The sequence below is a fragment of the Pseudomonas simiae genome (assembly GCF_900111895.1).
Classification (GTDB): Bacteria; Pseudomonadota; Gammaproteobacteria; order Pseudomonadales; family Pseudomonadaceae; genus Aquipseudomonas; species Aquipseudomonas simiae.
The window spans coordinates 99,919-124,246 of record NZ_FOKB01000008.1 but is presented as its reverse complement, the minus strand read 5'-3'; the positions used below and the strand labels follow the sequence as shown (position 1 = coordinate 124,246).

Below are 24,328 nucleotides of genomic sequence, written 5' to 3'. Positions count from 1 at the left end.
GGCGTCAGCACTCGATAATGTTGACCGCCAAACCGCCACGGGCGGTTTCCTTGTATTTGCTTTTCATGTCGGCGCCGGTCTGGCGCATGGTGCGGATGACTTTATCCAGCGAGACGAAGTGCTGCCCATCGCCGCGCAAGGCCATGCGCACCGCGTTGATCGCCTTGACCGAGCCCATCGCGTTGCGCTCGATGCAGGGCACCTGGACCAATCCGCCAATCGGGTCGCAGGTCAGGCCGAGGTTGTGTTCCATACCGATCTCGGCAGCGTTTTCCACCTGGGAAACACTGCCGCCCAAGACTTCGCACAGTGCGCCGGCGGCCATGGAGCAGGCCACGCCGACTTCGCCTTGGCAGCCGACTTCGGCGCCGGAGATCGATGCGTTCTCCTTGTACAGAATGCCGATGGCGGCGGCGGTGAGCAGAAAGCGCACCACACCGTCTTCGTTAGCGCCGGGGATAAAGCGCATGTAGTAATGCAGTACCGCCGGCACGATTCCCGCCGCTCCGTTGGTAGGCGCCGTGACCACGCGGCCGCCGTTGGCGTTTTCTTCATTGACCGCCAAGGCGTAAAGGTTGACCCAATCGAGTACCGACAGCGGGTCGCGCAACGCCGACTCCGGGTGTTTGCACAGCTGGCGATGCAGGGCGGCGGCGCGACGCTTGACCTTCAAACCTCCAGGCAGAATCCCTTCGTTGCGGCAGCCCGCGTCCACACAGTCCTGCATCACCTGCCAGATTCTCAGCAGCCCGGCGCGGGTTTCCGCTTCAGGGCGCCAGGCACTCTCATTGGTCATCATCACCTGGCTGATGGACAGCCCGTAGGTGCTGCAATGGCCGAGAAGGTCTTTGGCATGTTTGAAGGGGAAGGTCAGCGGTGTGGCGTCCTCGACAATCCGGTCGGCGCCGGCGGCGTCTTCATCCACCACAAATCCACCCCCCACCGAGTAGTACTCGCGGCTGCGGATCTGGATATTGGCGGCGTCGAAGGCACGGAAAATCATGCCATTGGGGTGGTAGGCGAGGGGTTTGCGAATCATCGCCAAGTGTTCTTTCTCGTTGAACGCAATGCTGTGTTCGCCGAGCAGGTTCAAGCGGCCATCCTTGCGCATCTGCGCCAGGCGGGTAGCCACGGTTTCGGTATTTACGGTGTCCGGGTGTTCACCTTCCAGGCCCAGCAACACGGCTTTGTCGCTGCCGTGGCCTTTGCCGGTGGCGCCCAGCGATCCGTAGAGCTCCACCTTGAGGCTGAGGGTGGTGCCCAACAGGTTGTCACGCTTGAGGCCCTCGACGAATCGAGCGGCGGCGCGCATCGGGCCGACGGTATGGGAGCTGGAGGGGCCGATGCCAATCTTGAACAGGTCGAACACGCTTAAAGACATGAGTTGTTCTCCGGTTTCTTATTATTTATCAGGTGTACTCGGCCAAATGTGGGAGCGGGCTTGCTCGCGAAAGCGGTCTCTCAGTTGATACACCTGCTGACTGATCCACCGCATTCGCGGGCAAGCCCGCTCCCACATTTACACCGAGTACATCCTCAGGTTACGCGTAGCTCTCGATCGACGGGCACGCACACACCAGATTGCGATCGCCAAACACGTTGTCGACACGCCCCACCGGCGGCCAGTACTTGCCTTCGATCAATGAAGGCACCGGGTACACCGCTTGTTCGCGGGTGTAGGGGTGCGTCCACTCGCTCACCAGTTCGGCAGCGGTGTGCGGCGCGTTCTTCAGTGGGTTGTCGTCCTTGTCCAGTGTGCCGTTTTCCACCGCGCGGATTTCTTCGCGGATGGCGATCATCGCATTGCAGAAGCGGTCCAGTTCTTCCTTGGATTCGCTTTCGGTCGGCTCGATCATCAAGGTGCCTGCCACCGGGAACGACATGGTCGGCGCATGGAAACCGAAGTCGATCAGGCGCTTGGCCACGTCGTCCACGCTGATGCCGCTGCTGTCTTTCAAGGGGCGCAGGTCGAGGATGCACTCATGCGCGACCAGGCCGTTGCTGCCGGTGTAGAGGACGGGGTAGTGCTCTTCAAGGCGACGGGAAATGTAGTTGGCATTCAGGATCGCCAACTGCGATGCGCGCTTGAGGCCTGCGCCACCCATCATGCTGATGTACATCCAGGTGATCGGCAGGATGCTTGCGCTGCCGAATGGCGCCGCGCACACCGCGCCTTCCTTGCGCTCCATGGCCGCGTGGCCTGGCAGGAACGGCGTAAGGTGCGACTTGACGCCAATCGGGCCAACGCCTGGGCCGCCACCGCCGTGCGGGATGCAGAAGGTCTTGTGCAGGTTCAGGTGGGACACGTCGCCGCCGAACTTGCCGGGGGCGCACAGGCCGACCATGGCGTTCATGTTGGCGCCGTCGATGTACACCTGGCCGCCGTTGTCGTGAATGATGCCGCAGATTTCGCGGATACCTTCTTCGAACACGCCGTGGGTGGAAGGGTAGGTGATCATCAGCGCGGCGAGGTGGTCGCGGTGCTCGATGGCCTTGGCCCGCAGGTCTTCGATATCCACGTTGCCACGGGCGTCGCAAGCGGTGACGACCACACGCATGCCCGCCATGTTGGCGGTGGCCGGGTTGGTACCGTGGGCCGACGATGGGATCAGGCAGATGTCGCGGCGCTCATCGCCACGGCTCTGGTGATAGGCACGGATGGCCAGCAGGCCGGCGTACTCGCCCTGGGAACCGGCGTTCGGCTGCAGGGAAATCGCGTCGTAACCGGTGGCGGCGCAGAGCATGGCTTCGAGGTCGGACGTCAGCTCCAGGTAGCCGGCGCTCTGCTCGGCCGGGGCGAACGGGTGCAAGGCGCCGAACTCGGCCCAGGTCACTGGGATCATTTCGCTGGCGGCGTTGAGCTTCATGGTGCACGAGCCCAGCGGGATCATGGTGCGGTCCAGCGCGAGGTCCTTGTCGGCCAGCTTGCGCAGGTAGCGCATCAGCTCGGTTTCCGAGTGATAACGGTTGAATACCGGGTGGCTGAGGACCGGCGACTGGCGCAGCAGCGCGGCCGGCAGGGTGCTTTCAACCTGGGCGGCGAAGTCCGGCAGGGCCTTACCGTCGGCGAAGATCGCCCACAGGGTTTCAATGTCGGCCTGGGTGGTGGTTTCGTCCACCGATACACCCACACGCTCAGCGTCCACCCCTCGCAGATTGATGCGCTGAGCGCGGGCCTTATCGTGCACGGCGGCAGTGTTGGCGCCAGTGTTGAGCGTGAGGGTGTCGAAGAAGTGGGCTTGCTCGACGTTCTGGCCCAGGGCGGTCAGGCCCTTGGCCAGGATCGCGGTCAGCTGGTGCACTCGCCGGGCAATCTGGGTCAGGCCTTTGGGGCCGTGGTACACGGCGTACATGCTGGCGATGTTGGCCAGCAGCACCTGGGCGGTGCAGATGTTCGACGTGGCCTTTTCGCGGCGGATATGTTGCTCGCGGGTCTGCATGGCCAGGCGCAGGGCCGGTTTGCCGAAACGGTCGACGGACACACCGACCAGACGGCCCGGCATGTCGCGCTTGAACGCATCCTTGGTGGAGAAGTACGCCGCGTGCGGGCCACCAAAGCCCAGCGGCACGCCGAAGCGTTGCGCACTGCCGATGGCCACGTCGGCGCCGAACTCACCCGGTGGGGTCAGCAGCGTCAGGGCCAGCAGGTCGGCGGCCACGGCTACCAATGCATGGGCAGCGTGGAAACGCTCGGTCAGCTCGCGGTAGTCGAACACGTCGCCGTTGCTGGCAGGGTACTGCAGCAGGGCGCCGAAGAACGGGCTGACGTCGGTCAGTTCGCGCTCATCGCCCACCACCACATCAATACCCAGTGGCTCGGCACGGGTGCGCAGCACGTCGAGGGTTTGCGGGTGGCTGTGGATCGAGGCGAAGAAGGCGTTGCTGCCCTTGTTCTTGCTCAGGCGCTTGCAGAAGGTCATGGCTTCGGCGGCGGCGGTGGCTTCGTCAAGCAGCGAGGCGTTGGCGATCGGCAGGCCGGTGAGGTCGCTGATCAGGGTCTGGAAGTTCAGCAGCGCTTCCAGGCGGCCCTGGGAAATCTCTGGCTGGTAGGGGGTGTAGGCGGTGTACCAGGCCGGGTTTTCCAGCAAGTTGCGCAGGATCGGCGACGGCGTGTGGCAGTTGTAGTAGCCCTGGCCGATGTAGGTCTTGAACAGTTGGTTCTTGCCGGCGATGGCCTTGATCTTGGCCAGGGCCTCGGCTTCGCTCAGGCCGTCTTCCAGGCCGAGCACGCTGGTGCCCTTGATGCTTTCCGGGATCACGCTGGCGCTCAGGGCTTCCAGGGAATCAAAGCCCAGGCTGGCGAGCATCTGCTGCTCGTCTTCCTGGCGTGGGCCGATATGGCGGGCGATGAATTCGTTGGCGGTGGTCAATTGAACGGTCATTGCGCGCTCCTCAAGCTTCAGCGTTGGCTTTGATCAGGCGGTCATACGCATCCTGATCCAACAGTTTAGCGACCGCACCGGCATCGGCCGGTTTAAAGCGGAAGAACCAACCTTCGCCCATCGGGTCTTCGTTGACCAGCTCCGGGCTGCCATCCAATTTGTCGTTCACTTCGAGGACTTCACCGTCCAGCGGCATGTACACGCCGCTGGCTGCTTTTACGGACTCAACGGTGGACGCTTCAGCGCCCTTGTCATAGGCCTGCAACTCCGGCAGTTGCACGAAAACCACGTCACCCAGCGCGTTTTGCGCGAAAGCGGTGATACCCACGGTGACGCTGCCGTCAGCTTCGGCGCGCAGCCATTCGTGATCTTCAGTGAAACGCAACTCGCTCATGGAAACTCCTCAAGGCCAGATTCGTCTGGTGGACGGGATTGGAATAATGGGGAGTTGTTTAGCAATATCGCGGCCAACCTTATTAATTCGTTATAAATCAATAGGTTAATAAAATTGGCTATAACCCTATGCCCGTCAGCTGTAGCGATTTCGCTACAACCGGGCCTGCGAAAAAAAGCCTATGTGGATCAAAGCCTTGCATGGCGCGCAAAAAACAGGGTTGTAGCGATATCGTTCCACTGTAGCGCTTTCAGTACAGCGGATGTCGTTCTCAGACCAAAATCTGGAATACGATCAAGGTGGGAGCGTGCTTGCTCGCGAATGCGGTGGGTCAGTGATGGGGGGCGAGTTGACACTGCGCATTCGCGAGCAAGCCCGCTCCCACATTTTGATCCGCGTTCGGGTTCAGGGTTTGTTGGGAATGCCGTACTTGCGCAGGCGATGAGCGATCGCAGTGTGGGAGGTCTGCAGGCGACTGGCCAGTTGTCGGGTCGAAGGGTAGCTGGTGTAGAGCGTTTCCAGCAGGTTGCGCTCAAAGTCTTCCACCGCCTGTTCCAGGCTGTCGATTTCGCCGTCGCTCTGGCGTGCCACCGAAGTGCCGGCGATGTCCAGGTCGCCAATGTCCACCAGGCTGCTTTCGCAGATGGCAGCGGCGCGGAAGATCACGTTCTGCAGTTGGCGCACGTTGCCCGGCCAGCGGTTGCCCAGCAGTGCCGGGTAAGTCCCGGGCGCCAAGCGGCAGACTGGGCGCTGGATCTGCGCGCAGGCCTGCTGCATGAAGTAGCGGGCCAGCAACAGGATGTCCTGGCCACGTTCGCGCAACGGCGGCACTTCGACGTTGAGTACGTTGAGGCGATAGAAAAGATCTTCGCGAAAAGTGCCTTCGCTGACCATTTTTTCCAGGTCGCGGTGGGTGGCGCTGAGGATGCGCACATTGACCTTCACTTCGCGGTCGCCGCCCACGCGACGGAAGCTGCCATCATTGAGAAAACGCAGCAGCTTGGCCTGCAAGTACGGCGACATCTCACCGATTTCATCCAGAAACACCGTGCCCTGGTTGGCCAACTCCATCAGCCCCGGTTTGCCACCGCGTTGCGCGCCGGTAAAGGCGCCCGGTGCATAACCAAACAACTCGCTTTCCGCGAGGTTTTCCGGCAGCGCCGCACAGTTCAACGCGAGGAATGGCGCGCTGTGGCGCGCACTGATCGCATGGCAGGCGCGCGCCACCAGTTCCTTGCCGGTGCCGGTTTCGCCCTGGATCAACAGCGGTGCGTCCAGCGCCGCCACCCGTTGGGCGCGGGCCTTGAGCGTGCGGATGACCGGGGATTCGCCGAGCAGCGCATCAAAGCCTTCGGCATGGTCATGGTGCAGTGCCGACAGTTGTTCGCCGATGCGGTTGGGTTGGTAGAGGGTCAGCAGGCCGCCGGCGTCGGTGATCGGTGTGGCGTCCAGCAGCAGGGTCTGGCCGTTGACGCTGATTTCACGCAGCGGCAAGCGGAAGCCTTGCTCCAGCAAGGTGTCGAGCAGCGCCGGGTCATTGAACAGCTCGCTGATGCTTTCCCCAGCCGGTTCGCGGCCGTACAGGGCGATCAGCGCCGGATTGGCCAGCAGGATCTTGCCCGCGCTGTCCAGCGCCAGTACCGGGTCGGTCATGGCCGCCAATAGGGCGTCGAGTTGCAGGTGACGACGTTGGCCGGGAAGGATGTCCACCACCTTCACCGCTTGCACGCCCTGCACGCTGAACAGTGCGTCGCGCAGTTCTTCGAGCACGTCGGCGCTCAGGGTCGGCGCGTCGATGTAGACGTTGGGCGGCACCATTTCCACCGCATCCAGATTGAGATTGCGCCCACCGAGCAGGGCCAGGACTTCCTGGGTAATGCCGACGCGGTCGATGAAGCTGACGTGGATACGCATGGGGCGGATCTTGATTCTGGAGTGCGGAGGGTGGCCAGTATGCCTTGGAGATGATGGAGATCAAAATGTGGGAGCGGGCTTGCTCGCGAATGCGCTGTGTCAGTCCCTATATTCAGTGACTGATGCACCACATTCGCGAGCAAGCCCGCTCCCACAGGGGATTTGCGCTGTGATTACGCCAGGTGCTCCGGCTTGACCGGATCGCCTGACTTTACATCCAACTGATTCCGTACATCCTCAAACATCATGTCGTACTGCTTGTGCATCGAGCCATTCAACACCGCCACCTTGGGCATTCCATACTTCTGCGCGATGTTCATGGCATGCCGGGCAAAGTCGAACGCCTGGTCCTTGGGCAGGAAAAACTCCTCCTTCAGGTCCTTGCCCTGCACCGAGCCATGCAGCTTGAACAGCATCCCCTTGCCTTCCTTGGGATCCTGGCTGACTTCGTAGTCGATACACAGGTTGTAGCTGTAGTCATCCTTGTTCAACGCGTGACGTTCAACGTGCAGGTGACCCGGTTCAAAGGTGGCCATAGGCGTCTCTCCTCTACTTCACAGATAGGTGATGCCAGGTTTTGCCGTGCTGATGCGTGTACCGGCGCTGCCCTGGACGATGGCTTCGATGTCCGAGAGTGAACCGATGACGGCGGTTTTGCCAGTCTGACGGGCGAACTCGCAGGCGGCTTGGACCTTGGGCCCCATGGAACCGGCCGCGAAGCCGAGTTTTTCCATTTCGTCGGGGTGGGCCTGGCCGATGGCCTTCTGGGTGGGTTTGCCGAAGTCGATAAAAGCGGCGTTGACGTCGGTGGCGATCACCAGCAAATCGGCTTTCAATTGCGATGCCAGCAGCGACGAGCACAGGTCTTTGTCGATCACGGCTTCAATGCCGCGCAGCTTGCCGTCCTCGCCGTACATTGTCGGAATGCCGCCGCCGCCGGCACAAATCACGATACTGCCTTTGTCCAGCAGCCAGGTGATCGGGCGGATTTCAAAGATGCGTTTTGGCCGTGGGCTGGCGACCACGCGGCGGTACTTGTCGCCATCCGGCGCAATGGCCCAGCCCTTTTCAGCGGCGAGTTTCTCCGCTTCGGCCTTGGAATACACCGGACCGATGGGTTTGGTCGGGTTCTGGAAGGCGGGGTCCTTGGCGTCCACTTCGACCTGGGTGAGCAGGGTGGCGAAGGGCACTTCAAAGTCCAGCAGGTTGCCCAGTTCCTGTTCGATGATGTAACCGATCATGCCCTCGGTTTCGGCGCCAAGCACGTCCAGCGGGTACGGTGAGACCTGGGTGTAGGCCGCTGCCTGCAACGACAACAGGCCGACCTGCGGGCCATTGCCGTGGGCGATCACCAACTCGTTGCCGGCGTGAATCTTGGCGATCTGTTCGGTGGCGATGCGAATATTGGCGCGTTGGTTGTCCGCCGTCATGGGTTCACCACGGCGGAGCAGGGCGTTACCGCCCAAGGCTACGACGATGCGCATACAGAGTGTCCTTCTAGAGTTCCATGTTGCGAACACAGGGCCAACTGTGGGAGCGGGCTTGCTCGCGAAAGCGGAGTGTCAGTCAACGTATGTATCAACTGATCCACCGCTTTCGCGAGCAAGCCCGCTCCCACCGTGTTGACCGCGTTTCGACGGTGGGAGCGGTGTTGAGGGTTAGATATCCGCGAGCGCCGACACCAGAATCGCCTTGATGGTATGCATGCGGTTCTCCGCCTGCTCAAACGCGATGTTGGCCGGCGATTCGAACACGTCCTCGGTCACTTCCACGCCATTGGCCAGGTTCGGATAACGCGCAGCGATGTCCTTGCCCACCTTGGTTTCGCTGTTGTGGAACGCGGGCAGGCAGTGCATGAATTTCACGCGCGGGTTGCCCGAAGCTTTCATCATCTTGGCGTTGACCTGGTACGGCAGCAGTTGCTCGATGCGCTCGTCCCACGCTTCCACCGGCTCGCCCATGGACACCCAGATATCGGTGTGGATGAAGTCCACGCCTTTCACCGCTTCCTTAGGGTCTTCGGTGATGGTGATGCGTGCGCCGCTTTCTTCGGCAAACGCCTGGCACTGCTTGATGAAATCTTCGTGCGGCCACAGCGCTTTCGGCGCGCCGATGCGCACGTCCATGCCCAGCTTGGCGCCAATCATCAGCAGCGAGTTACCCATGTTGTAGCGGGCGTCGCCGAGGTAGGCGTAGCTGATGTCATGCAGCGGTTTGTCGCTGTGTTCGCGCATGGTCAGGGTGTCGGCGATCATTTGCGTCGGGTGGAATTCGGCGGTAAGGCCGTTGAACACTGGCACGCCGGCGAACTTGGCCAGTTCTTCGACGATTTCCTGTTCGAAGCCACGGTATTCGATGGCGTCGAACATCCGGCCCAGTACGCGGGCGGTGTCTTTCATGCTTTCTTTATGGCCGATCTGTGACGACACCGGATCGATGTAGGTGACGTGCGCGCCCTGGTCATGGGCCGCGACTTCGAAGGCGCAACGGGTGCGGGTCGAGGTTTTTTCGAAGATCAGCGCGATGTTCTTGCCCTTCAGGTGCGGACGCTCGGTGCCAGTGTATTTGGCGCGCTTGAGGTCGCGGGACAGGTCCAGCAGGTAGTTCAGTTCGCGGGTGGTGTGGTGCATCAGCGACAGCAGGCTGCGGTTGCGCATGTTGAAAGCCATGATGGATCTCCTTCTGTTTAGGTTATCCCCTTGGCCGGCGCCTTATGGGCGACGGCCAAGGCCTGGAAATTAATAGTCGATAGGGTCGCGGATGATCGGGCAGGTCATGCAGTGGCCACCGCCACGGCCGCGGCCGAGTTCGCCGGCACTGATGGTGATGACTTCCACGCCGGCCTTGCGCAGCAAGGTGTTGGTGTAGGTGTTGCGGTCGTAACCGATCACTACGCCAGGCTCCACCGCGACCACGTTGTTGCCGTCGTCCCACTGCTCGCGTTCGGCGGCGAAGCTGTTGCCGCCGGTCTCGACCACACGCAGCGCCTTGAGGTTGAGGGCCGCGGCGACGGTTTCGAGGAAGTTGGTTTTTTCCCGCTGGATGTCGATGCCGTGCGGCTTGCTTTCATCCGGACGCAGGGTGAACGGCACGATCTGGTTGACCACTTCGGGGAAGACGGTGACCAGGTCGCGGTCGCAGAAGCTGAACACGGTATCCAGGTGCATCGCCGCGCGGGATTTTGGCAGGCCGGCAACGATCACTTTTTCCACTGCCTTGTTCTTGAACAGGTTGCGCGCCAATTGGCCGATCGCCTGGTGGGACGAACGCTCGCCCATGCCGATCAGTACCACGCCGTTGCCGATCGGCATCACGTCACCGCCTTCCAGGGTGGAGGCGCCGTGTTCCTGATCCGGGTCGCCGTACCAGATCTGGAAGTCCGCGTTGGTGAACTCGGGATGGAATTTGTAGATGGCCGAGGCCAGCAGGGTTTCCTGGCGTCGCGCCGGCCAGTACATCGGGTTCAGTGTCACACCGCCGTAGATCCAGCAAGTGGTGTCACGGGTGAACTGAGTGTTGGGCAGCGGCGGCAGGATGAAGCTGGAATGCCCGAGGAAATCGCGGAACATTTCGATGGTCTTGCCCCCGAAGCTGCTCGGCAGGTCATCGGCCGACACACCACCGATCAGGAACTCACTGATTTTGCGCGGCTCCAGGCTGCGCAGCCAGGAGCTGACCTCATCGACCAGGCCCAGGCCGACTGTGTTGGCGGTGATCTTGCGCTCCAGGATCCAGTCGAGCGCTTCGGGGATGGCGACGATGTCGGTCAGCAGGTTGTGCATTTCCAGCACATCAATATCCCGCTCGCGCATCTTGGTGACGAAGTCGAAATGGTCGCGCTTGGCCTGGGCGACCCACAACACGTCATCGAACAGCAGTTCATCGCAGTTGTTGGGGGTCAGCCGCTGATGGGCCAAACCTGGGGAGCACACCATGACTTTGCGCAGTTTGCCGGCTTCGGAATGTACGCCGTACTTCACTTTTTCCGTGGTCATTTCAGATCCTCCAGTGAACACACAATTAAAGCGTCAGGAAGCCGTCGTAGAGGCCATAGGCAGCCACCAGGGCGCCAATGATCACTGCGGCGAAAATCAACTTCTCGACGTTGGTGAATATCGGTTTGCCCAGTTCACGCTTGGCCTTGGCGAACAGGATCGCGCCGGGGGCGTAGAGCAGGGCAGAGAGCAGCAGGTATTTGGTGCCGCCGGCGTAGAGCAACCAGACCGCGTAGATCAGGGCGATGGCGCCGATGAACAGGTCTTTCTGGCGCTCTTTGAGGGCGTTTTCGTAAGTCTCCCCGCGCACCGCCAGCAACAGCGCATACGCCGCCGACCACAGGTAGGGCACCAGGATCATTGAGGTGGCGAGGTAGATCAGCGACAGGTAGGTGCTGGCTGAAAACAGCGTGATTACCAGGAATATCTGCACCATCGCGTTGGTCAGCCACAGGGCGTTGGCCGGCACGTGGTTGGCGTTCTCCTTGCGCAGGAATTCCGGCATGGTGTGGTCCTTGGCAGCGGCGAACATGATCTCCGCGCACAGCAACACCCATGACAGCAGCGCCCCGAGCAACGAAATGACCAAGCCGACGCTGATCAGCACCGCGCCCCAGTGGCCCACCACATGCTCCAGCACGGCAGCCATTGATGGGTTTTGCAGTTTGGCCAGCTCCGGTTGGGTCATGATCCCCAGGGACAGCACGTTCACCAGCATCAGGAACAACAGCACGGTGATAAAACCGATCACGGTGGCCTTGCCCACATCGGAGCGTTTCTCGGCACGGGCCGAGAAGATGCTCGCGCCTTCGATACCGATAAACACCCACACGGTGACCAGCATCATGTTGCGCACCTGGTTCATCACGCTGCCCAGGTCCGGGTTTTTCAGGCCCCAGATGTCAGCGGTGAAGATGTCCAGCTTGAACGCGAACAGCGCGATCAAAACGAACAGCACCAATGGCACCACTTTGGCGACGGTGGTTACCAGGTTGATGAACGCCGCTTCCTTGATGCCGCGCAGTACCAGGAAATGCACGGCCCACAGCAGCACTGAAGCGCCTATCACGGCGGCCGGCGTGTTGCCTTCGCCAAAGATCGGGAAGAAGTAACCGAGGGTGCTGAACAGCAACACGAAGTAACCCACGTTGCCCAGCCAGGCACTGATCCAGTAACCCCAGGCGGACGAGAAACCCATGTAGTCGCCAAAACCGGCCTTGGCGTAGGCGTACACCCCACCGTCGAGGTCGGGCTTGCGGTTGGCGAGGGTCTGGAACACGAACGCGAGGGTCAACATGCCCACGGCCGTAATGACCCAACCGATCAATACGGCGCCGACGTCAGCGCTGGCGGCCATATTTTGCGGCAGAGAGAAAATCCCGCCGCCAATCATTGAGCCGACGACCAGTGCAACCAGTGCGCCTAATCGAAGTTTTCCGGGAGATTCAGACATCGCATAACTCCAATGCAGGAGAAGAGAGACCACAGAATAAATCCGTGCGCTAATCAAACAGCTGACTCAGATCACTTCATTGGCACATTCCATTGTGAATTAATGACTTAGGGTGCAAAGCCGTGGGCAATAGTTTTCCGCGCAAAGGTGCTTTCCAGAGCCATCTCTACGGTATTGGTTAATCATTTAGTGCTACGTGTGGACGTTTTAAACTAGCCCGTTTTCCCGAATGTGCAAACTTTTCATAAAGGCGACGATAAGGAACTAAGAAGCGACAGAGTGGTCGTCGTATTTAAATTCTAAATAAGCCTAAATCCGATAAACTGTCATGCCCTTGGGGTATTAGCGCAGTGTTTTTATCGCGGTCTCTAATAAACGCTACACTCGCTGGGTTAATTAGTTGAGTGCACAGTTGTCGGCTAAAACTTTTTATTCATTCAGGAGTGTTCATGTCCCAACCCGCCCAGAAACTTCGGCTCAGTGCCCTGATCGCCCTGGTAGTGGGGTCGATGATCGGTGGGGGGATTTTCTCGTTGCCGCAGAATATGGCCGCGCGAGCCGAGGTGGGCGCGGTGCTGATCGGTTGGGCGATCACCGCCGTGGGCATGTTGACCCTGGCCTTTGTGTTCCAGACCCTGGCCAACCGCAAGCCCGAATTGGACTCGGGCGTGTATGCCTATGCCAAGGCGGGCTTCGGCGATTACATGGGTTTCTCCTCGGCCTGGGGTTACTGGATCAGCGCCTGGATGGGCAACGTGGGTTACTTCGTGTTGCTGTTCAGCACCCTCGGTTATTTTTTTCCGATATTCGGTCAAGGCAACACGCCGGTGGCCATCGGCTGCGCGTCCTTGCTGCTGTGGGCCGTGCATTTCCTGGTGCTGCGTGGGATCAAGGAGGCCGCGTTTATCAATCAGATCACCACCGTGGCCAAGATCGTGCCGCTGCTGATGTTTATCGTGATTGCCGGCGTGGCCTTCAAGGCCGAGATCTTCACCCGTGATATCTGGGGCGTGGGCAACCCGAATATGGGCAATGTGGTGGACCAGGTGCGCAACATGATGCTGGTCACCGTGTTTGTGTTTATCGGTATCGAGGGCGCCAGTGTCTATTCGGCGCGGGCCGAGAAGCGCTCGGACGTGGGTCGCGCCACGGTGATCGGCTTTCTGGGCGTGCTGGCGTTGCTGGTGCTGGTGAATGTGCTGTCGCTGGGCATCATGAGCCAGCCGCAGCTCGCACAACTGCAGAACCCGTCGCTGGCAGGTGTGCTGGAACACATCGTCGGCCCCTGGGGCGCGATGGCGATCAGCATCGGCCTGGCGGTATCGCTGCTCGGCGCCTTGCTGTCCTGGGCATTGCTGTGCGCGGAAATCCTCTACGCCACGGCCCATGACAAGACCATGCCGGCCTTTTTGAAAAAGGAAAACGCCAACCAGGTGCCGGTCAACGCGTTATGGCTGACCAATGTCATGATCCAGGTCTTCCTGGTGATCACCCTGTTTTCCCACAGCACCTACACCACCCTGATTTACCTCGCCTCATCGATGATCCTGGTCCCGTACCTGTGGTCGGCGGCCTATGCGGTGCTGTTGAGCGGGCGCGGCGAAACCTACCAGGGTGCCCATGGCCAGCGCATCAAGGACTTGCTGGTGGGCCTGATTGCCCTCGGCTACGCGGTGTGGCTGCTCTACGCCGGTGGCTTGAAGTACCTGCTGCTGTCTGCGCTGTTGTATGCACCTGGCGTGATCCTGTTTGCCCTGGCCAAGCGTGAGCAGGACCAGCCCCTGTTTACCCACGTGGAAAAAGGCATTTTCAGCTGCGTGATCGCCGGCGCGGGGCTGGCGGCGTATGGGTTGTATAGCGGAGTGTTGTCGTTGTGAGACTGGCGTATCAGCCGCCGTATGACTGGGCAGCGATGTTGGGTTTTTTGTCGGCGCGGGCGATCACTGGGATGGAGACCGTGGAGGCTGGCGTGTATCGGCGCAGCATCAGCGTCGGCGGGCAGCATGGCTGGATCAGCGTTGCGCCGGGGGCGGGTGATTGGCTGGACGTTGCGGTGGGCTTTGCGGACAAGGCGGCCTTGCCCGAGATCCAACGGCGCTTGCGCAAGATGTTTGACCTGGACGCCCAGCCGCAACGGATCAACCCGCAACTGGCGACTGACCCGTTGATGGCGCAACTGGTTGCGGCGCGGCCGGGCTTGCGCGTACCAGGCACCTGGGATGGCTTGGAGCTGGCGATCCGAGCAGTGCTGGGCCAGCAAATCACCGTGGTGGCCGCGATTCGTCTGGCAGGCAAACTAGTTGCGCAATACGGTCAGCCGCTGGCAACGCCGTATGCCGGTATCACCCACGTGTTCCCCACGCCGGACGTCTTGGCGGCGGCCGACCTCGCCACCCTGGGGATGCCCAAGGCGCGCGGGCGTACGTTGTCGGGCGTGGCCCAGGCGTTGCTGGATGATCCTGAGGTGTTCGAACCCAAGGCCAGTCTCAAGGAGGGCGTCGCAAGGCTGGTGGCGTTGGCGGGGATTGGCGACTGGACCGCGCAGTACATCGCCATGCGCCAGATGCGCGAGGCGGATGCGTTCGCGTCGGGGGATATCGGGTTGATCAATGCGCTGGCGGCGCTGGAGGGCGGGCCGGTGTCGGCGCGGCAGTTGCTGATGCGGGCCGAGGCGTGGCGACCGTTGAGGGCGTATGCGGCGCAGCATTTGTGGACGTCGTTGCAACGGTCAGATTGATAGTGTCTGTACTGGCCTCTTCGCGAGCAAGCCGCTCCCACATTTTGACCGAGTGCATCCTTTGGAATGCGGTCGAATGTGGGAGCTGGCTTGCCGGCGATAGCGGATTTCAGCTCACCACTGTGCCCGGTGCGACCCCAATTCCCCAGCCGGTAAATCCCACTGCAACGGTGTGCCGCTGATGGTTACTGGCGCAAGCAATCGGTGCGCCTGGCCCCAGGCTGTTTGCTCCACCACCAAACCCTGATCGCTCAGTTCCTCGGCACGCAACGCCGGCTGCTCCGGCACCTGTCCCGCCTCCACCAACAACTTCGCCGTGCGCGCCAGCGACAACCGTGCCGAACCGCCGCGCCCCGACTTCAAGCGTTCGCTCAAGGCTTGAACCGCACTGGCCGCCATCAAGTAACCGGTGGCGTGATCCAGGGCCTGCAACGGCAACGGCACCGGTTTGTCCGCCTGTTTCCAGGCCATGCCTGCGTCGGCAATGCCGCTGCTCATCTGCACCAAACTGTCGAAACCCCGGCGATTACGCCATGGGCCGCTCCAGCCGTAGGCGTTGAGGCTCACGTCGATCAGGCCGGGGGCGAGGGTCGGCAGGGCGCTGGCGGTGTAGCCCAATTGCTCCAGGGCGTCGGCGCGGTAGCCGTGGAACAGGATGTCGGCGTCCTTGAGCAGGTTTTCGAACGCCTGCCGGCCTTCGGGGCTCTTCAAGTCCAGGCGGGCGCAGCGTTTGCCCAGGGTCATTTCCGGCACTACGCCGGGTTCGTTCCAGGTGGGCGAGTCGATGCGCAGCACGTCCGCGCCCAGGCCCGCAAGAAAGCGACTGGCCACGGGGCCGGCCAGCACGCGGGTCAGGTCCAGTACCTTGATGCCCGCCAGCGGCCGCGCCACTGAGCCGAGCCAGGGTTTAACGCAGGTGGTTTCATCGGTCTGGCGCTGCACCAGCGCCTCGGCATTCACTGCCAGCCCTTGGGGATGCGACTGCCAGGCCTGCCACGAACGCATCTGCGCTGCGCAACCACCCTCGTCGACAATCGCCTGCTCCAGCTCAGCTGCTTTCCATTTGGCCACATAGGCGGCCATCTCGATGCGGTCGGCGGCTTTGCCCAGTACCCGCTCGGCGGCCGCGCGGTGATGGGGGGCGTTGGTGTGCAGGCGAATCCAGCCATCGGCGCTGGCGTAGTCGCCGGCCACCGGGTCCCACAGCGGTGGGACCTCCCAACCTGTCGGGCGAATCGAGGAGGAGAACCAGAAAGACGCGAGGCGCCGGTCCACACTGACGCTGGGCAGGCGCCCGGTCTGTTGCTGGATCAACTGGGCCACGGCTTGGCCGGCGGCGCCGATGCTGGCGCTGGCCAGGTCGGTCACGGCGAAGATCGAGGGCAGGGCGCCAGCTTCGGTAAAGGTCAGCGGCGTTTGTGGCAGATCAAGTGCGGCTTGGATGGGAGTCAGCAGGTCAGTCATCAAAGGCCCTCCTCAAGAGAAGGGCCACTATAGAAGATCAGGCCGGTGTGACAACCCCGGGTTCCAGTGGCAGGTCGATGCTGGCGACAAAGCCGCCGCCTGGGTGGTTGGCAAGAATCAGGCTGCCGCCATGACGTTCGGCGGCGCGACGTGCAATCGCCAGGCCCAGGCCGTGGCCTTGTGAGGTCTGGCCGGGGGCGCGATAGAAGGGCTCGCCCAGCTGGCTCAAGTGTTCGGCCTCAACGCCGGGGCCGTGGTCGCGTACGCTGATCAGGATCCGATCACCCTGACGCTGCGCCTGCAGTTCAATCGGCTGGCCCTGGGGATTGAAGCGCTGGGCATTGCGCAGCAGGTTATCCACCGCGCGTTCGATCATGGTCGGCCAGCCCTTCAGGTGCAGGTCGGTTTCGGCGTTCAGTTGCACTACCTGGTCCGGTGCGCCGAGTTGGGCGTCCTTTTGCAAGGTTTTGAGCAAGGCAGTGAGGTCGACCTCTTCGGCGCTGGCGTTATCGGCATCAACACGGGCCAGTACCAGGATTTCACTGATCAAGGCTTCCAACCGGTCGCATTCGCGGGTCAGGCGCGGCCAGAGTCTTTCCCGCTCTTCGGGGCTGGCGCGTTCGGCCAGCGCCAGGGCAATACGCAGGCGCGCGAGGGGCGAGCGCAATTCGTGGGAGACATCACGCAGCAATTGGCGCTGGCTGCCAATCAGGCTTTGCAGGCGGGCGCCCATGCGGTTGAAGTCGGTGGCCAGCACGCCGAATTCATCGCGGCGATTGGCCAGGCGCGCCAGGCTGTTCTGCTGGTAGGTGGCCTGGCCGAGGTCATGCACCGCGCCGCGCAAACGGCTGAGGGGGCGAGTGATGGACAGTGTCACCAGCAGGCTGAACAGGGTCAGCACCACCAAGGCAATCGCCAGCGCGCTCAACGGCCACAAAAGGCTGCTGCGGTGCCAGGCGTCGAGTTCCGGGTGGGGGATGCGATAGATCAGCAAGTAAGTGTCGCCGGTCTTTTCGCTGGTGTACTCGGCGGTCAGGCGACGCCAGGGCAGGTGGCCGTCCTGGCTGTCATTCTGGCGCGCTTCGAAGGCAGCGGCGCGGCGCGGGAAGGTGCCGCGTACCACCGGCTCGCCGCTTTCATTCAGCACTTGCACGTCGATGTGATACTGGCGTTTGCGCTGTTGCAGCAGGTCCTGGGCCGCGTCCTCGCCCTGGGCTTCGTAGAGCTGGGTCCACTCTTCGGCCAGGTTATTGAGGCCGGGGTGACGGCTGAGAATCCAGGCATCTTGATTGAGCATATGCCCAAGCAGGATCGACAACCCGGCAACCAAGGCGATGGCCAGCCAGAAACTGGCCAGGATGCGCCAGAACAATGAACGCACAGGAAACCCTCAAACAGGAAAAGCCCAGCGGCGGGGGCCACTGGGCTGGGAGTGTTAACGCGGGAGCATTATTGCGCTTTTTGCGGCTGTTGCGCTTTCCAGGCCTGGAATTCCTTCCATTCGGCGCGACGCTGTTCCTGCTGCTTGACGATTTCGTCGAACTTCTTCTGCTGGTCAGGCTTGAGGACCGCACGGATGTCCGCCTGGGTTTTCTGCTTGCCGGCGGCGATCTCGTCCTGCATGGCTTTCTGGTCAGCGGCTGGCAGTTTGTCCAGGTACTTCTTGGTCAGGTCTTTGCGGGCGTGCCATTGGTCACCCATCAACTTGCCGATCTGCTGGCGCTGTTCCTTGCTCAGGTCCAGTTGGCTGAACGGGCCGCCTTTGCCACGCGGACCGTGTTCACCGCCGTGGCCCGGGCCACCCATCATGTGGCCGGAAGGTTCGCCCATCGGGCCTGGGCCTTCAGGCATTGCCGCCATGGCAGCGGTGGGCAGGGCAGCGGCGAACATCAAAGCGATAAGGGTCTTGCGCATGGTGATTCTCCTGTCTCTATTCCGGTGAGTCCGGATGTGAGTAGATTACGGAGATCAAGGTCAGCGGCGGTCAGGTGTGGGTAAAGCTTCGGTAAAGAGGGATTTGTCGGTAACTGACAAAACTATCAGCGCCGAGCGTATCCCCTGTGGGAGCTGGGTTGCCTGCGATGCAGACGACTCGGTACCACAGGCACACCGAGTCGATCCTGTCGCTGCCTCGCTAAAGCTCGGCAGCTCCCACAGGGTTCGGATCGGTGTCGCGATTAGAGGCTGTAGTAGTAGCCGCGGCTGCGCAACGCCACGATCCGTGGCCGGCCATCCGGGTGCGGGCCGATCTTTTTGCGCAGGTTGCTGACGTGCATGTCCAGGCTGCGATCGTACAGGGTCAGCTTGCGGCCCAGGGCGATCTGCGCCAGTTCCTGCTTGTCCAGCGGTTCGCCGGGCTGGCGCAGCAAGGCTTCCAGCAGGCGGCTTTCGGAGACGGTGAGGGCGAATTCCTGCTCGTCGATGCTGACCACGCCGCGCACCGGGCTGAAGCACAGGTCGCCCAATTCGAGCTGGGTCGACACGGCGGCCGGATGGCTGCGGCGCAATACGGCACGCAGGCGGGCGGTCAGCTCGCGCGGGTCGCAGGGCTTGGCCAGGTAATCATCCGCGCCCAGTTCCAGGCCGAGGATGCGGTCCAGCGGTTCGCCTCGGGCCGAGAGCATCAGCACCGGCAGCTCCGGGTGGTCGTTGCGCAATTGCTTGAGCAGCTCAAGCCCGCTGCCGTCAGGCAGCATCACGTCGAGCACCACCGCTGCCGGAGCGCTGTCGGCCAAGGCTTTGCGGGCGCTCAAGCCATCATGGCAGGCGCGCACCTGGAAGCCTTCCTGGCTCAACCAACTGGTCAGCAGCTCACAGAGCTCCTGGTCATCATCTATCAGTAACAGCTCGCTCATGACTCACTCAATTTAGCCATTGTCGACGGCGACGGTGCCCACCGCTGGCGAAGATCCCGCACAGCAGGGCGATCAGTGCGACGGCCCCGCCGGTGACGAACCACTGTTGCTGCTCAGTCAGCCAGCGGGTCAAGGCGCCGCCCTGTGTCTCTTTGAGTTGCTGGGCCAGGCGTTGGTTCTCTTGGCGAAGGCGACTCAATTGAGTGCTTTCACGGCTAGCGTCGGCACTTTGCAACTGCTTGCTCAGTTCTTCGCGTTGGCGTTCGCTTTCTTTCAAACGTTGCTGCAACTCGGTGATCTGGGCGCCGGCGCTCAAGGACAGGGGCGTGGAGCTGCCGGTGTTCGAGGTTTCTTCAGCGTGGGCCGTAGCCCCGATCATTACCACTGCCAACAGACACAACTGACGTAAGCGCATCGGAACTCCTGATTCCACACGAATATTCAGAATGTTGTCGGCAGGTTACCGAGAATAATGAGCAATTAGGAGTACGCCGAACCGATTAGGCTCGGCGCGGCCGTTATCAAGGCAGGACTTGCTTGAATGGCTTGATCACAACGTCAGCGTAAACCCCGGCTGCCACATAAGGATCAGCCTTGGCCCAGGCCTGGGCATCGGCCAGGGAGGCGAACTCGGCGACGATCAGGCTTCCGGTGAAACCGGCCTCGCCTGGGTCGTTGCTGTCTACCGCAGGGTGCGGGCCGGCCAGCACGATTCGGCCTTCGGCCTGCAGCTGCTTGAGGCGCTCGACATGGGCCGGGCGTACGCTCAGGCGTTTTTCCAGCGAGTTGGCCACGTCGGTGGCAATGATGGCGTAGAGCATGTCAGTCCTCGGTTTTAGGCGTGGTAGGGGCGACGTCATGCAAGTGGCGCGACAGGTAGATGCCCTGGCCCACCAGGAACAACACGGTCATGGCCAGGCTGCCGAACACTTTGAAATCGACCCAGTAGTCCTGGAAGGTAAAGGCCACGAACAGGTTGGCGGCGCCACAGAACAGGAAGAACACGATCCAGGCTACGTTCAAGCGTGTCCACACCGGGTCCGGCAGGGTCAGCGCATGGCCCATGATCCGTTTGATCAGCAGGCGATCACCGATAAAGTGGCTGCCGATAAACACCAGCGCGAACAGCCAGTTCACCACCGGCGCTTTCCATTTGAGGAAGGTTTCGCTGTGAAACGCCAGGGTCAGGCCGCCGAAGACCAGGCACGCGACCAGGGTGAGCCATTGGCTTTTTTCCAGCTTGCGCTGGGAGATGAAGATGGCGCCGTAGACAACGATGGAGCTGATGATCAGGACGGCGGTGGCGCTGTAGATGCCCCCGAACGACAGCTCATGACCGGCGATTTCGATGACCCTGGGGTCGAGTTTGGTAACGATGAAAAACAGCAACAGCGGGATGAAGTCGATGAATTGTTTCACAGTAAGAGCCAGAAGCTGGATGTGGCGGCATAATAACAAACATCCTTGGTAGCGAAAGCGCCAGCTGACTTGAGGTTACACATCCCCGTGAATGTTGATTTGCACTGCCACAGCACGGCCTCCGACGGCGCCTTGGCGCCCGCGGTACTGGTTGCGCGTGCGTTTGAAAAAGGCGTGCGAGTCCTGTCCTTGACCGACCACGACACCCTCGAAGGCCTCGACGAAGCCCGCGAAGCCGCCCATTCATTGGGCATGCAACTGGTCAATGGCGTGGAATTGTCCTGCACCTGGGGCGGCGCCACCATTCATGTGCTCGGCTATGGTTTTGATCAGCAAGCCCCGCCGCTGGTGCAGGCCATCGCCGATTTGCACGATGGCCGCTGGCTGCGGTCCGAAGAAATAAGCCGCAAGCTCAGCCTTAAAGGCATGCCCGGCGCCCTGGAAGGTGCCCGCGCCATCCAGCAGGACCTGGGTGACAGTGGTAATGCACCGGCCCGGCCGCACTTTGCTGACTGGATGGTGCGGGAAGGTTTTGTCAAAGACCGCGCCGAAGCCTTCCGTAAATGGCTGGGCGCGGGCAAGTTGGGGGATGTGAAGCAACACTGGCCGACCCTGGAAGACACCGTCGGGACCTTGCGGGCCTCCGGCGCCTGGGTCAGCCTGGCGCATCCCTGGCATTACGATTTCACGCGCAGCAAGCGCCGCAAGCTGATCAGCGACTATATTGGAGCGGGCGGCCACGCGATTGAAGTGGTCAACGGGCATCAACCTGCCGAGCAGGTCGGCAGCCTGGCGATTCTTGCTCGCGAATTTGGTCTGCTGGTCAGCGCCGGCAGTGACTTTCATGGCCCAGGTGGGTGGTCCGAAATCGGCGAGTATCGCCAGGTACCTGAAGACCTGCCGCTTTTGTCGGGGCGATTCAAGCATGACCCCATTATTGCCACCGTCTGAACAGGTAGAACACGTGAGTCAATTCTTCCAGATTCATCCGGAAAACCCCCAGGCGCGTCTGATCAAACAGGCCGTCGAGATCATTCGTGCCGGCGGCGTGGTGATCTATCCGACTGACTCGTCCTACGCCATTGGTTGCCAGATCGGCGACAAGGGCGCGGTCGAGCGTGTACGGCGCCTGCGCCAGCTGGACGACAAGCACAACTTTGCGCTGATCTGCAGCGACCTGTCCCAGCTTGGGCTGTTCGCCAAGGTCGACACCGGCACCTTCCGCCTGCTCAAGGCCCACACACCAGGGCCCTACACCTTTATTCTCAATGCCACCCGCGAAGTGCCGCGCCTGTTGCTGCACCCAAAGAAGCGCACCATCGGCCTGCGGGTGCCGGAACATCCTATCGCCCTGGCGCTGCTGGCCGAGTTGGGCGAGCCGCTGATGAGCGTGTCGCTGATCCTGCCCGGTGAAACCGAGCCGCTGTACGACCCATACGAAATGCGTCAATTGCTGGAAAAGCAGGTCGACCTGATCATCGACGGCGGCTACGGCGGCAACAAGGCCTCCACCGTGATCAACCTGGCCGACGGCGAACCCGAAGTGATCCGCGTGGGTTGCGGCGACCCGGCGCCGTTCATGGTCGAGGCCTGAATGTCAGCCGTGGAAACCGTTGACCCCCAGGCGGGCGCCCAGCAGGAACTGCCGTTTGCCATGGTGTATGGCCAGGCGGTCATGGAGATGCCGCTGGACTTGTACATTCCGCCGGACGCCCTGGAAGTCTTCCTTGAAGCCTTCGAAGGCCCGCTGGACTTGCTGCTGTACCTGATCCGCAAGCAGAACATCAATATCCTCGACATCCCGGTGGCGGAAATCACTCGGCAGTACATGGGCTATGTCGAGCTGATGCAGTCGGTACGCCTGGAACTGGCCGCCGAGTACCTGGTGATGGCCGCCATGCTCGCCGAGATCAAGTCGCGCATGTTGCTGCCGCGCTCGGAAACGGTGGAAGCCGAAGAAGACGATCCGCGCGCCGAACTGATCCGCCGCCTGCAGGAATACGAGCGTTTCAAGGCCGCTGCCGAAGGTATTGATGGCCTGAGCCGCGTGGGTCGCGACGTGGTAGTGCCCAAGCTCGACGCCCCCGAAGCCCGCGCGCGCAAACTGTTGCCCGACGTGAGCTTGGAAGAGTTGTTGATGTCCATGGCCGAGGTGCTGCGCCGTGGCGATATGTTTGAAAGCCACCAGGTCAGCCGTGAGGCGCTGTCCACCCGCGAGCGCATGAGCGACGTGCTGGAGCGCCTCAAGGGTGGCGGGTTCGTGCCGTTCGTCGAGCTCTTCACCGCCGAAGAAGGGCGTCTGGGGGTGGTGGTGACTTTTATGGCGATCCTCGAATTGGTCAAGGAGTCCTTGGTCGAGCTGGTCCAGAATGAGCCTTTTGCGGCTATCCACGTGCGGGCGCGAGCCGAATAAAGAGCTGAATCGATGAATCTGACTGAACCCCGCGAACTGGCGCCGCTGCTGGAGGCGTTTCTCCTGGCCTCGGGCAAACCGCAATCCCTGGAGCGCCTGTTCGAACTCTTTGAAGAAGCCGAGCGCCCCGAGCCGCCGGTATTCAAGAAGGCGCTGGAGATCCTGCGCAAATCCTGCGACGGTCGCGCCTTTGAGTTGCGCGAAGTGGCATCGGGTTATCGCCTGCAGATCCGTGAGAAGTTTTCCCCGTGGGTCGGCCGCTTATGGGAAGAGCGCCCGCAGCGTTATTCGCGGGCGATGCTGGAGACCATGGCGCTGATCGCCTATCGCCAGCCGATCACCCGGGGCGAGATCGAAGATGTGCGTGGCGTGGCGGTCAACAGCCATATCGTCAAGACCCTGCTGGAGCGCGAGTGGATCCGTATCGTCGGCTACCGCGACGTGCCCGGTAAACCGGCAATGTTCGCCACCACCAAGGTGTTCCTCGACCACTTCAACCTGAAGAACCTCGACGACCTGCCGCCGCTCGCCGAACTGCGCGAAATGGAGGCCGAGCCGGTGCTCGACTTCGACGACGCCCCGGTCCCGGCCAGCCTGCAGGAAATGGCCGACGCCACCGCCGAACCGGAAGAACCCAAGGACGAGACCAGTTTCCATACGCTGTTGCTGGAACTGGACGACATGGAACAGGGCATCAAGACCGACTTCGACGATTTGTTGCGTGATGGCGCGGCGGAGCCCGAAACCCAATTGAACGTGGACGTAGAGCCCGAGGTCGAACCCGAGCCCGAGCCCGAGGAAGACATCCTCGGCGTGGCCGAAGCCCGGGAAAAACTGCTGGCTGCCGTCGCCGCCCTCGAACAGCCGCCGCTGAGCGACGAAGAAGACGAAGCCCGGGCCCTGGCCGAAGCCATCGAGGCCGAGCGCCGCCAGTTCGAAGACTGACGCGATCCACCAGCCACCGCTCCCACATTTGATTATTGTTGCCAGGGAGAAATCATATGAGTTCAACCAAAGACCCTTGCATCAGCGTCTGCAAATTCAGCGACGACATCTGCCTCGGCTGTGGCCGCAGCAAGCGCGAAATCCGTGCCTGGAAGAAACTCGACAAGGTTGATAAGCGCACCGTCTTGGCCGAAGCCGAGCTGCGATTGCTGGCCCTGGGCGCCACCGGTCGGCGGAAAAGCAAATGACTTGGGTCTTATCGACTACTCTCTGATGCGCAACGCGCGCCATGCGCGTATGATTCGCGACCCTTTGCCGATGTATTCGGCCAAAGCCCCGCTTTCAACACTCTTCAGG

The 24,328-nt window shown here is 61.6% G+C and carries 23 protein-coding genes; 7 read left to right on the top strand and 16 right to left on the bottom strand.

The genetic code is table 11. The annotated features are described in order from the left end of the window. Positions 1-4: 4 nt before the first annotated feature. The 9 genes from BMZ57_RS22670 to arcD (BMZ57_RS22625) form a co-directional block, all read right to left on the bottom strand. Positions 5-1,381 carry an L-serine ammonia-lyase gene (locus tag BMZ57_RS22670; RefSeq protein ID WP_021491241.1) on the bottom strand — a complete coding sequence of 459 codons (1,377 nt, stop codon included), beginning with the start codon at positions 1,379-1,381 and terminating at the stop codon, positions 5-7. A gap of 160 nt (positions 1,382-1,541) precedes the next feature. Further along, entirely contained in the window at positions 1,542-4,382 is a 2,841-nt protein-coding gene (gene gcvP / locus BMZ57_RS22665; RefSeq protein ID WP_069672750.1) for an aminomethyl-transferring glycine dehydrogenase, read from the bottom strand. A 10-nt stretch (positions 4,383-4,392) separates the two neighbouring features. Beyond that, positions 4,393-4,776, bottom strand: a complete 384-nt coding sequence (gene gcvH / locus BMZ57_RS22660; protein ID WP_010208126.1) for a glycine cleavage system protein GcvH — start codon at positions 4,774-4,776, stop codon at positions 4,393-4,395. A gap of 405 nt (positions 4,777-5,181) precedes the next feature. Continuing rightward, on the bottom strand, positions 5,182-6,690 hold the full coding sequence (gene gcsR, locus BMZ57_RS22655) for a transcriptional regulator GcsR (protein WP_042571241.1): 1,509 nt from the start codon (positions 6,688-6,690) through the stop codon (positions 5,182-5,184). Between the two features lie 173 nt (positions 6,691-6,863). Next, positions 6,864-7,226: a DUF5064 family protein gene (locus tag BMZ57_RS22650; protein WP_010208129.1), complete on the bottom strand. Its 363-nt coding sequence runs from the start codon at positions 7,224-7,226 to the stop codon at positions 6,864-6,866. An 18-nt stretch (positions 7,227-7,244) separates the two neighbouring features. Further along, a complete protein-coding gene (gene arcC / locus BMZ57_RS22645) occupies positions 7,245-8,174 on the bottom strand; it encodes a carbamate kinase (protein WP_010208130.1) in 930 nt (309 codons plus the stop codon). A gap of 174 nt (positions 8,175-8,348) precedes the next feature. Beyond that, positions 8,349-9,359, bottom strand: coding sequence for an ornithine carbamoyltransferase (locus BMZ57_RS22635; protein WP_010208131.1), 1,011 nt, complete (start codon positions 9,357-9,359; stop codon positions 8,349-8,351). 69 nt (positions 9,360-9,428) lie between these two features. Continuing rightward, positions 9,429-10,685, bottom strand: coding sequence for an arginine deiminase (gene arcA / locus BMZ57_RS22630; RefSeq protein ID WP_010208132.1), 1,257 nt, complete (start codon positions 10,683-10,685; stop codon positions 9,429-9,431). Between the two features lie 25 nt (positions 10,686-10,710). After that, complete coding sequence (gene arcD, locus BMZ57_RS22625; RefSeq protein ID WP_010208133.1) at positions 10,711-12,138, bottom strand: arginine-ornithine antiporter; 1,428 nt, start codon at positions 12,136-12,138, stop codon at positions 10,711-10,713. A gap of 449 nt (positions 12,139-12,587) precedes the next feature. Here arcD (BMZ57_RS22625) and arcD (BMZ57_RS22620) point away from each other — a divergent pair, with 449 nt between their 5' ends. Both arcD (BMZ57_RS22620) and BMZ57_RS22615 read left to right on the top strand, forming a co-directional pair. After that, positions 12,588-14,015, top strand: coding sequence for an arginine-ornithine antiporter (arcD, locus tag BMZ57_RS22620; protein WP_010208134.1), 1,428 nt, complete (start codon positions 12,588-12,590; stop codon positions 14,013-14,015). Continuing rightward, positions 14,012-14,875, top strand: coding sequence for a DNA-3-methyladenine glycosylase family protein (locus BMZ57_RS22615; protein WP_010208135.1), 864 nt, complete (start codon positions 14,012-14,014; stop codon positions 14,873-14,875). The genes arcD (BMZ57_RS22620) and BMZ57_RS22615 overlap by 4 nt, the downstream gene beginning before the upstream one ends. Positions 14,876-14,989: 114 nt before the next feature. On the opposite strand, the gene BMZ57_RS22610 is transcribed toward BMZ57_RS22615, so the two are convergent. From BMZ57_RS22610 to BMZ57_RS22580, 7 genes are all read right to left on the bottom strand, one after another. Continuing rightward, the gene (locus BMZ57_RS22610; protein WP_044287769.1) at positions 14,990-16,339 is read right to left on the bottom strand and encodes a CoA transferase; all 1,350 of its coding nucleotides are present in this window, start codon (positions 16,337-16,339) and stop codon (positions 14,990-14,992) included. 37 nt (positions 16,340-16,376) lie between these two features. Then, positions 16,377-17,720 (bottom strand): sensor histidine kinase, encoded by a 1,344-nt coding sequence (locus BMZ57_RS22605; protein WP_021491247.1) that lies wholly within the window; start codon positions 17,718-17,720, stop codon positions 16,377-16,379. A 68-nt stretch (positions 17,721-17,788) separates the two neighbouring features. Then, on the bottom strand, positions 17,789-18,253 hold the full coding sequence (locus tag BMZ57_RS22600) for a hypothetical protein (RefSeq protein ID WP_010208138.1): 465 nt from the start codon (positions 18,251-18,253) through the stop codon (positions 17,789-17,791). A 263-nt stretch (positions 18,254-18,516) separates the two neighbouring features. After that, a complete protein-coding gene (locus BMZ57_RS22595; protein WP_003193803.1) occupies positions 18,517-19,194 on the bottom strand; it encodes a response regulator transcription factor in 678 nt (225 codons plus the stop codon). A 7-nt stretch (positions 19,195-19,201) separates the two neighbouring features. Next, a complete protein-coding gene (locus BMZ57_RS22590) occupies positions 19,202-19,609 on the bottom strand; it encodes an SH3 domain-containing protein (RefSeq protein ID WP_010208139.1) in 408 nt (135 codons plus the stop codon). Between the two features lie 106 nt (positions 19,610-19,715). After that, positions 19,716-20,015 carry a YciI family protein gene (locus BMZ57_RS22585; protein WP_010208140.1) on the bottom strand — a complete coding sequence of 100 codons (300 nt, stop codon included), beginning with the start codon at positions 20,013-20,015 and terminating at the stop codon, positions 19,716-19,718. Between the two features lies 1 nt (position 20,016). Beyond that, positions 20,017-20,613: a septation protein A gene (locus BMZ57_RS22580; protein WP_010208141.1), complete on the bottom strand. Its 597-nt coding sequence runs from the start codon at positions 20,611-20,613 to the stop codon at positions 20,017-20,019. 87 nt (positions 20,614-20,700) lie between these two features. On the opposite strand from BMZ57_RS22580, the gene BMZ57_RS22575 reads away from it, so the two are divergent. The 5 genes from BMZ57_RS22575 to BMZ57_RS22555 are packed head-to-tail and all read left to right on the top strand — an operon-like array spanning position 20,701 to position 24,219. Next, positions 20,701-21,564, top strand: coding sequence for a PHP domain-containing protein (locus BMZ57_RS22575; protein WP_010208142.1), 864 nt, complete (start codon positions 20,701-20,703; stop codon positions 21,562-21,564). Positions 21,565-21,577: 13 nt separating this feature from the next. Beyond that, positions 21,578-22,207, top strand: a complete 630-nt coding sequence (locus BMZ57_RS22570; RefSeq protein WP_010208143.1) for an L-threonylcarbamoyladenylate synthase — start codon at positions 21,578-21,580, stop codon at positions 22,205-22,207. Further along, complete coding sequence (locus BMZ57_RS22565; protein WP_010208145.1) at positions 22,208-23,026, top strand: segregation and condensation protein A; 819 nt, start codon at positions 22,208-22,210, stop codon at positions 23,024-23,026. 12 nt (positions 23,027-23,038) lie between these two features. Then, positions 23,039-23,971, top strand: a complete 933-nt coding sequence (gene scpB / locus BMZ57_RS22560) for an SMC-Scp complex subunit ScpB (RefSeq protein WP_069672749.1) — start codon at positions 23,039-23,041, stop codon at positions 23,969-23,971. A 56-nt stretch (positions 23,972-24,027) separates the two neighbouring features. Then, entirely contained in the window at positions 24,028-24,219 is a 192-nt protein-coding gene (locus BMZ57_RS22555; protein WP_042571244.1) for a DUF1289 domain-containing protein, read from the top strand. The last annotated feature ends 109 nt before the right edge of the window (positions 24,220-24,328 follow it).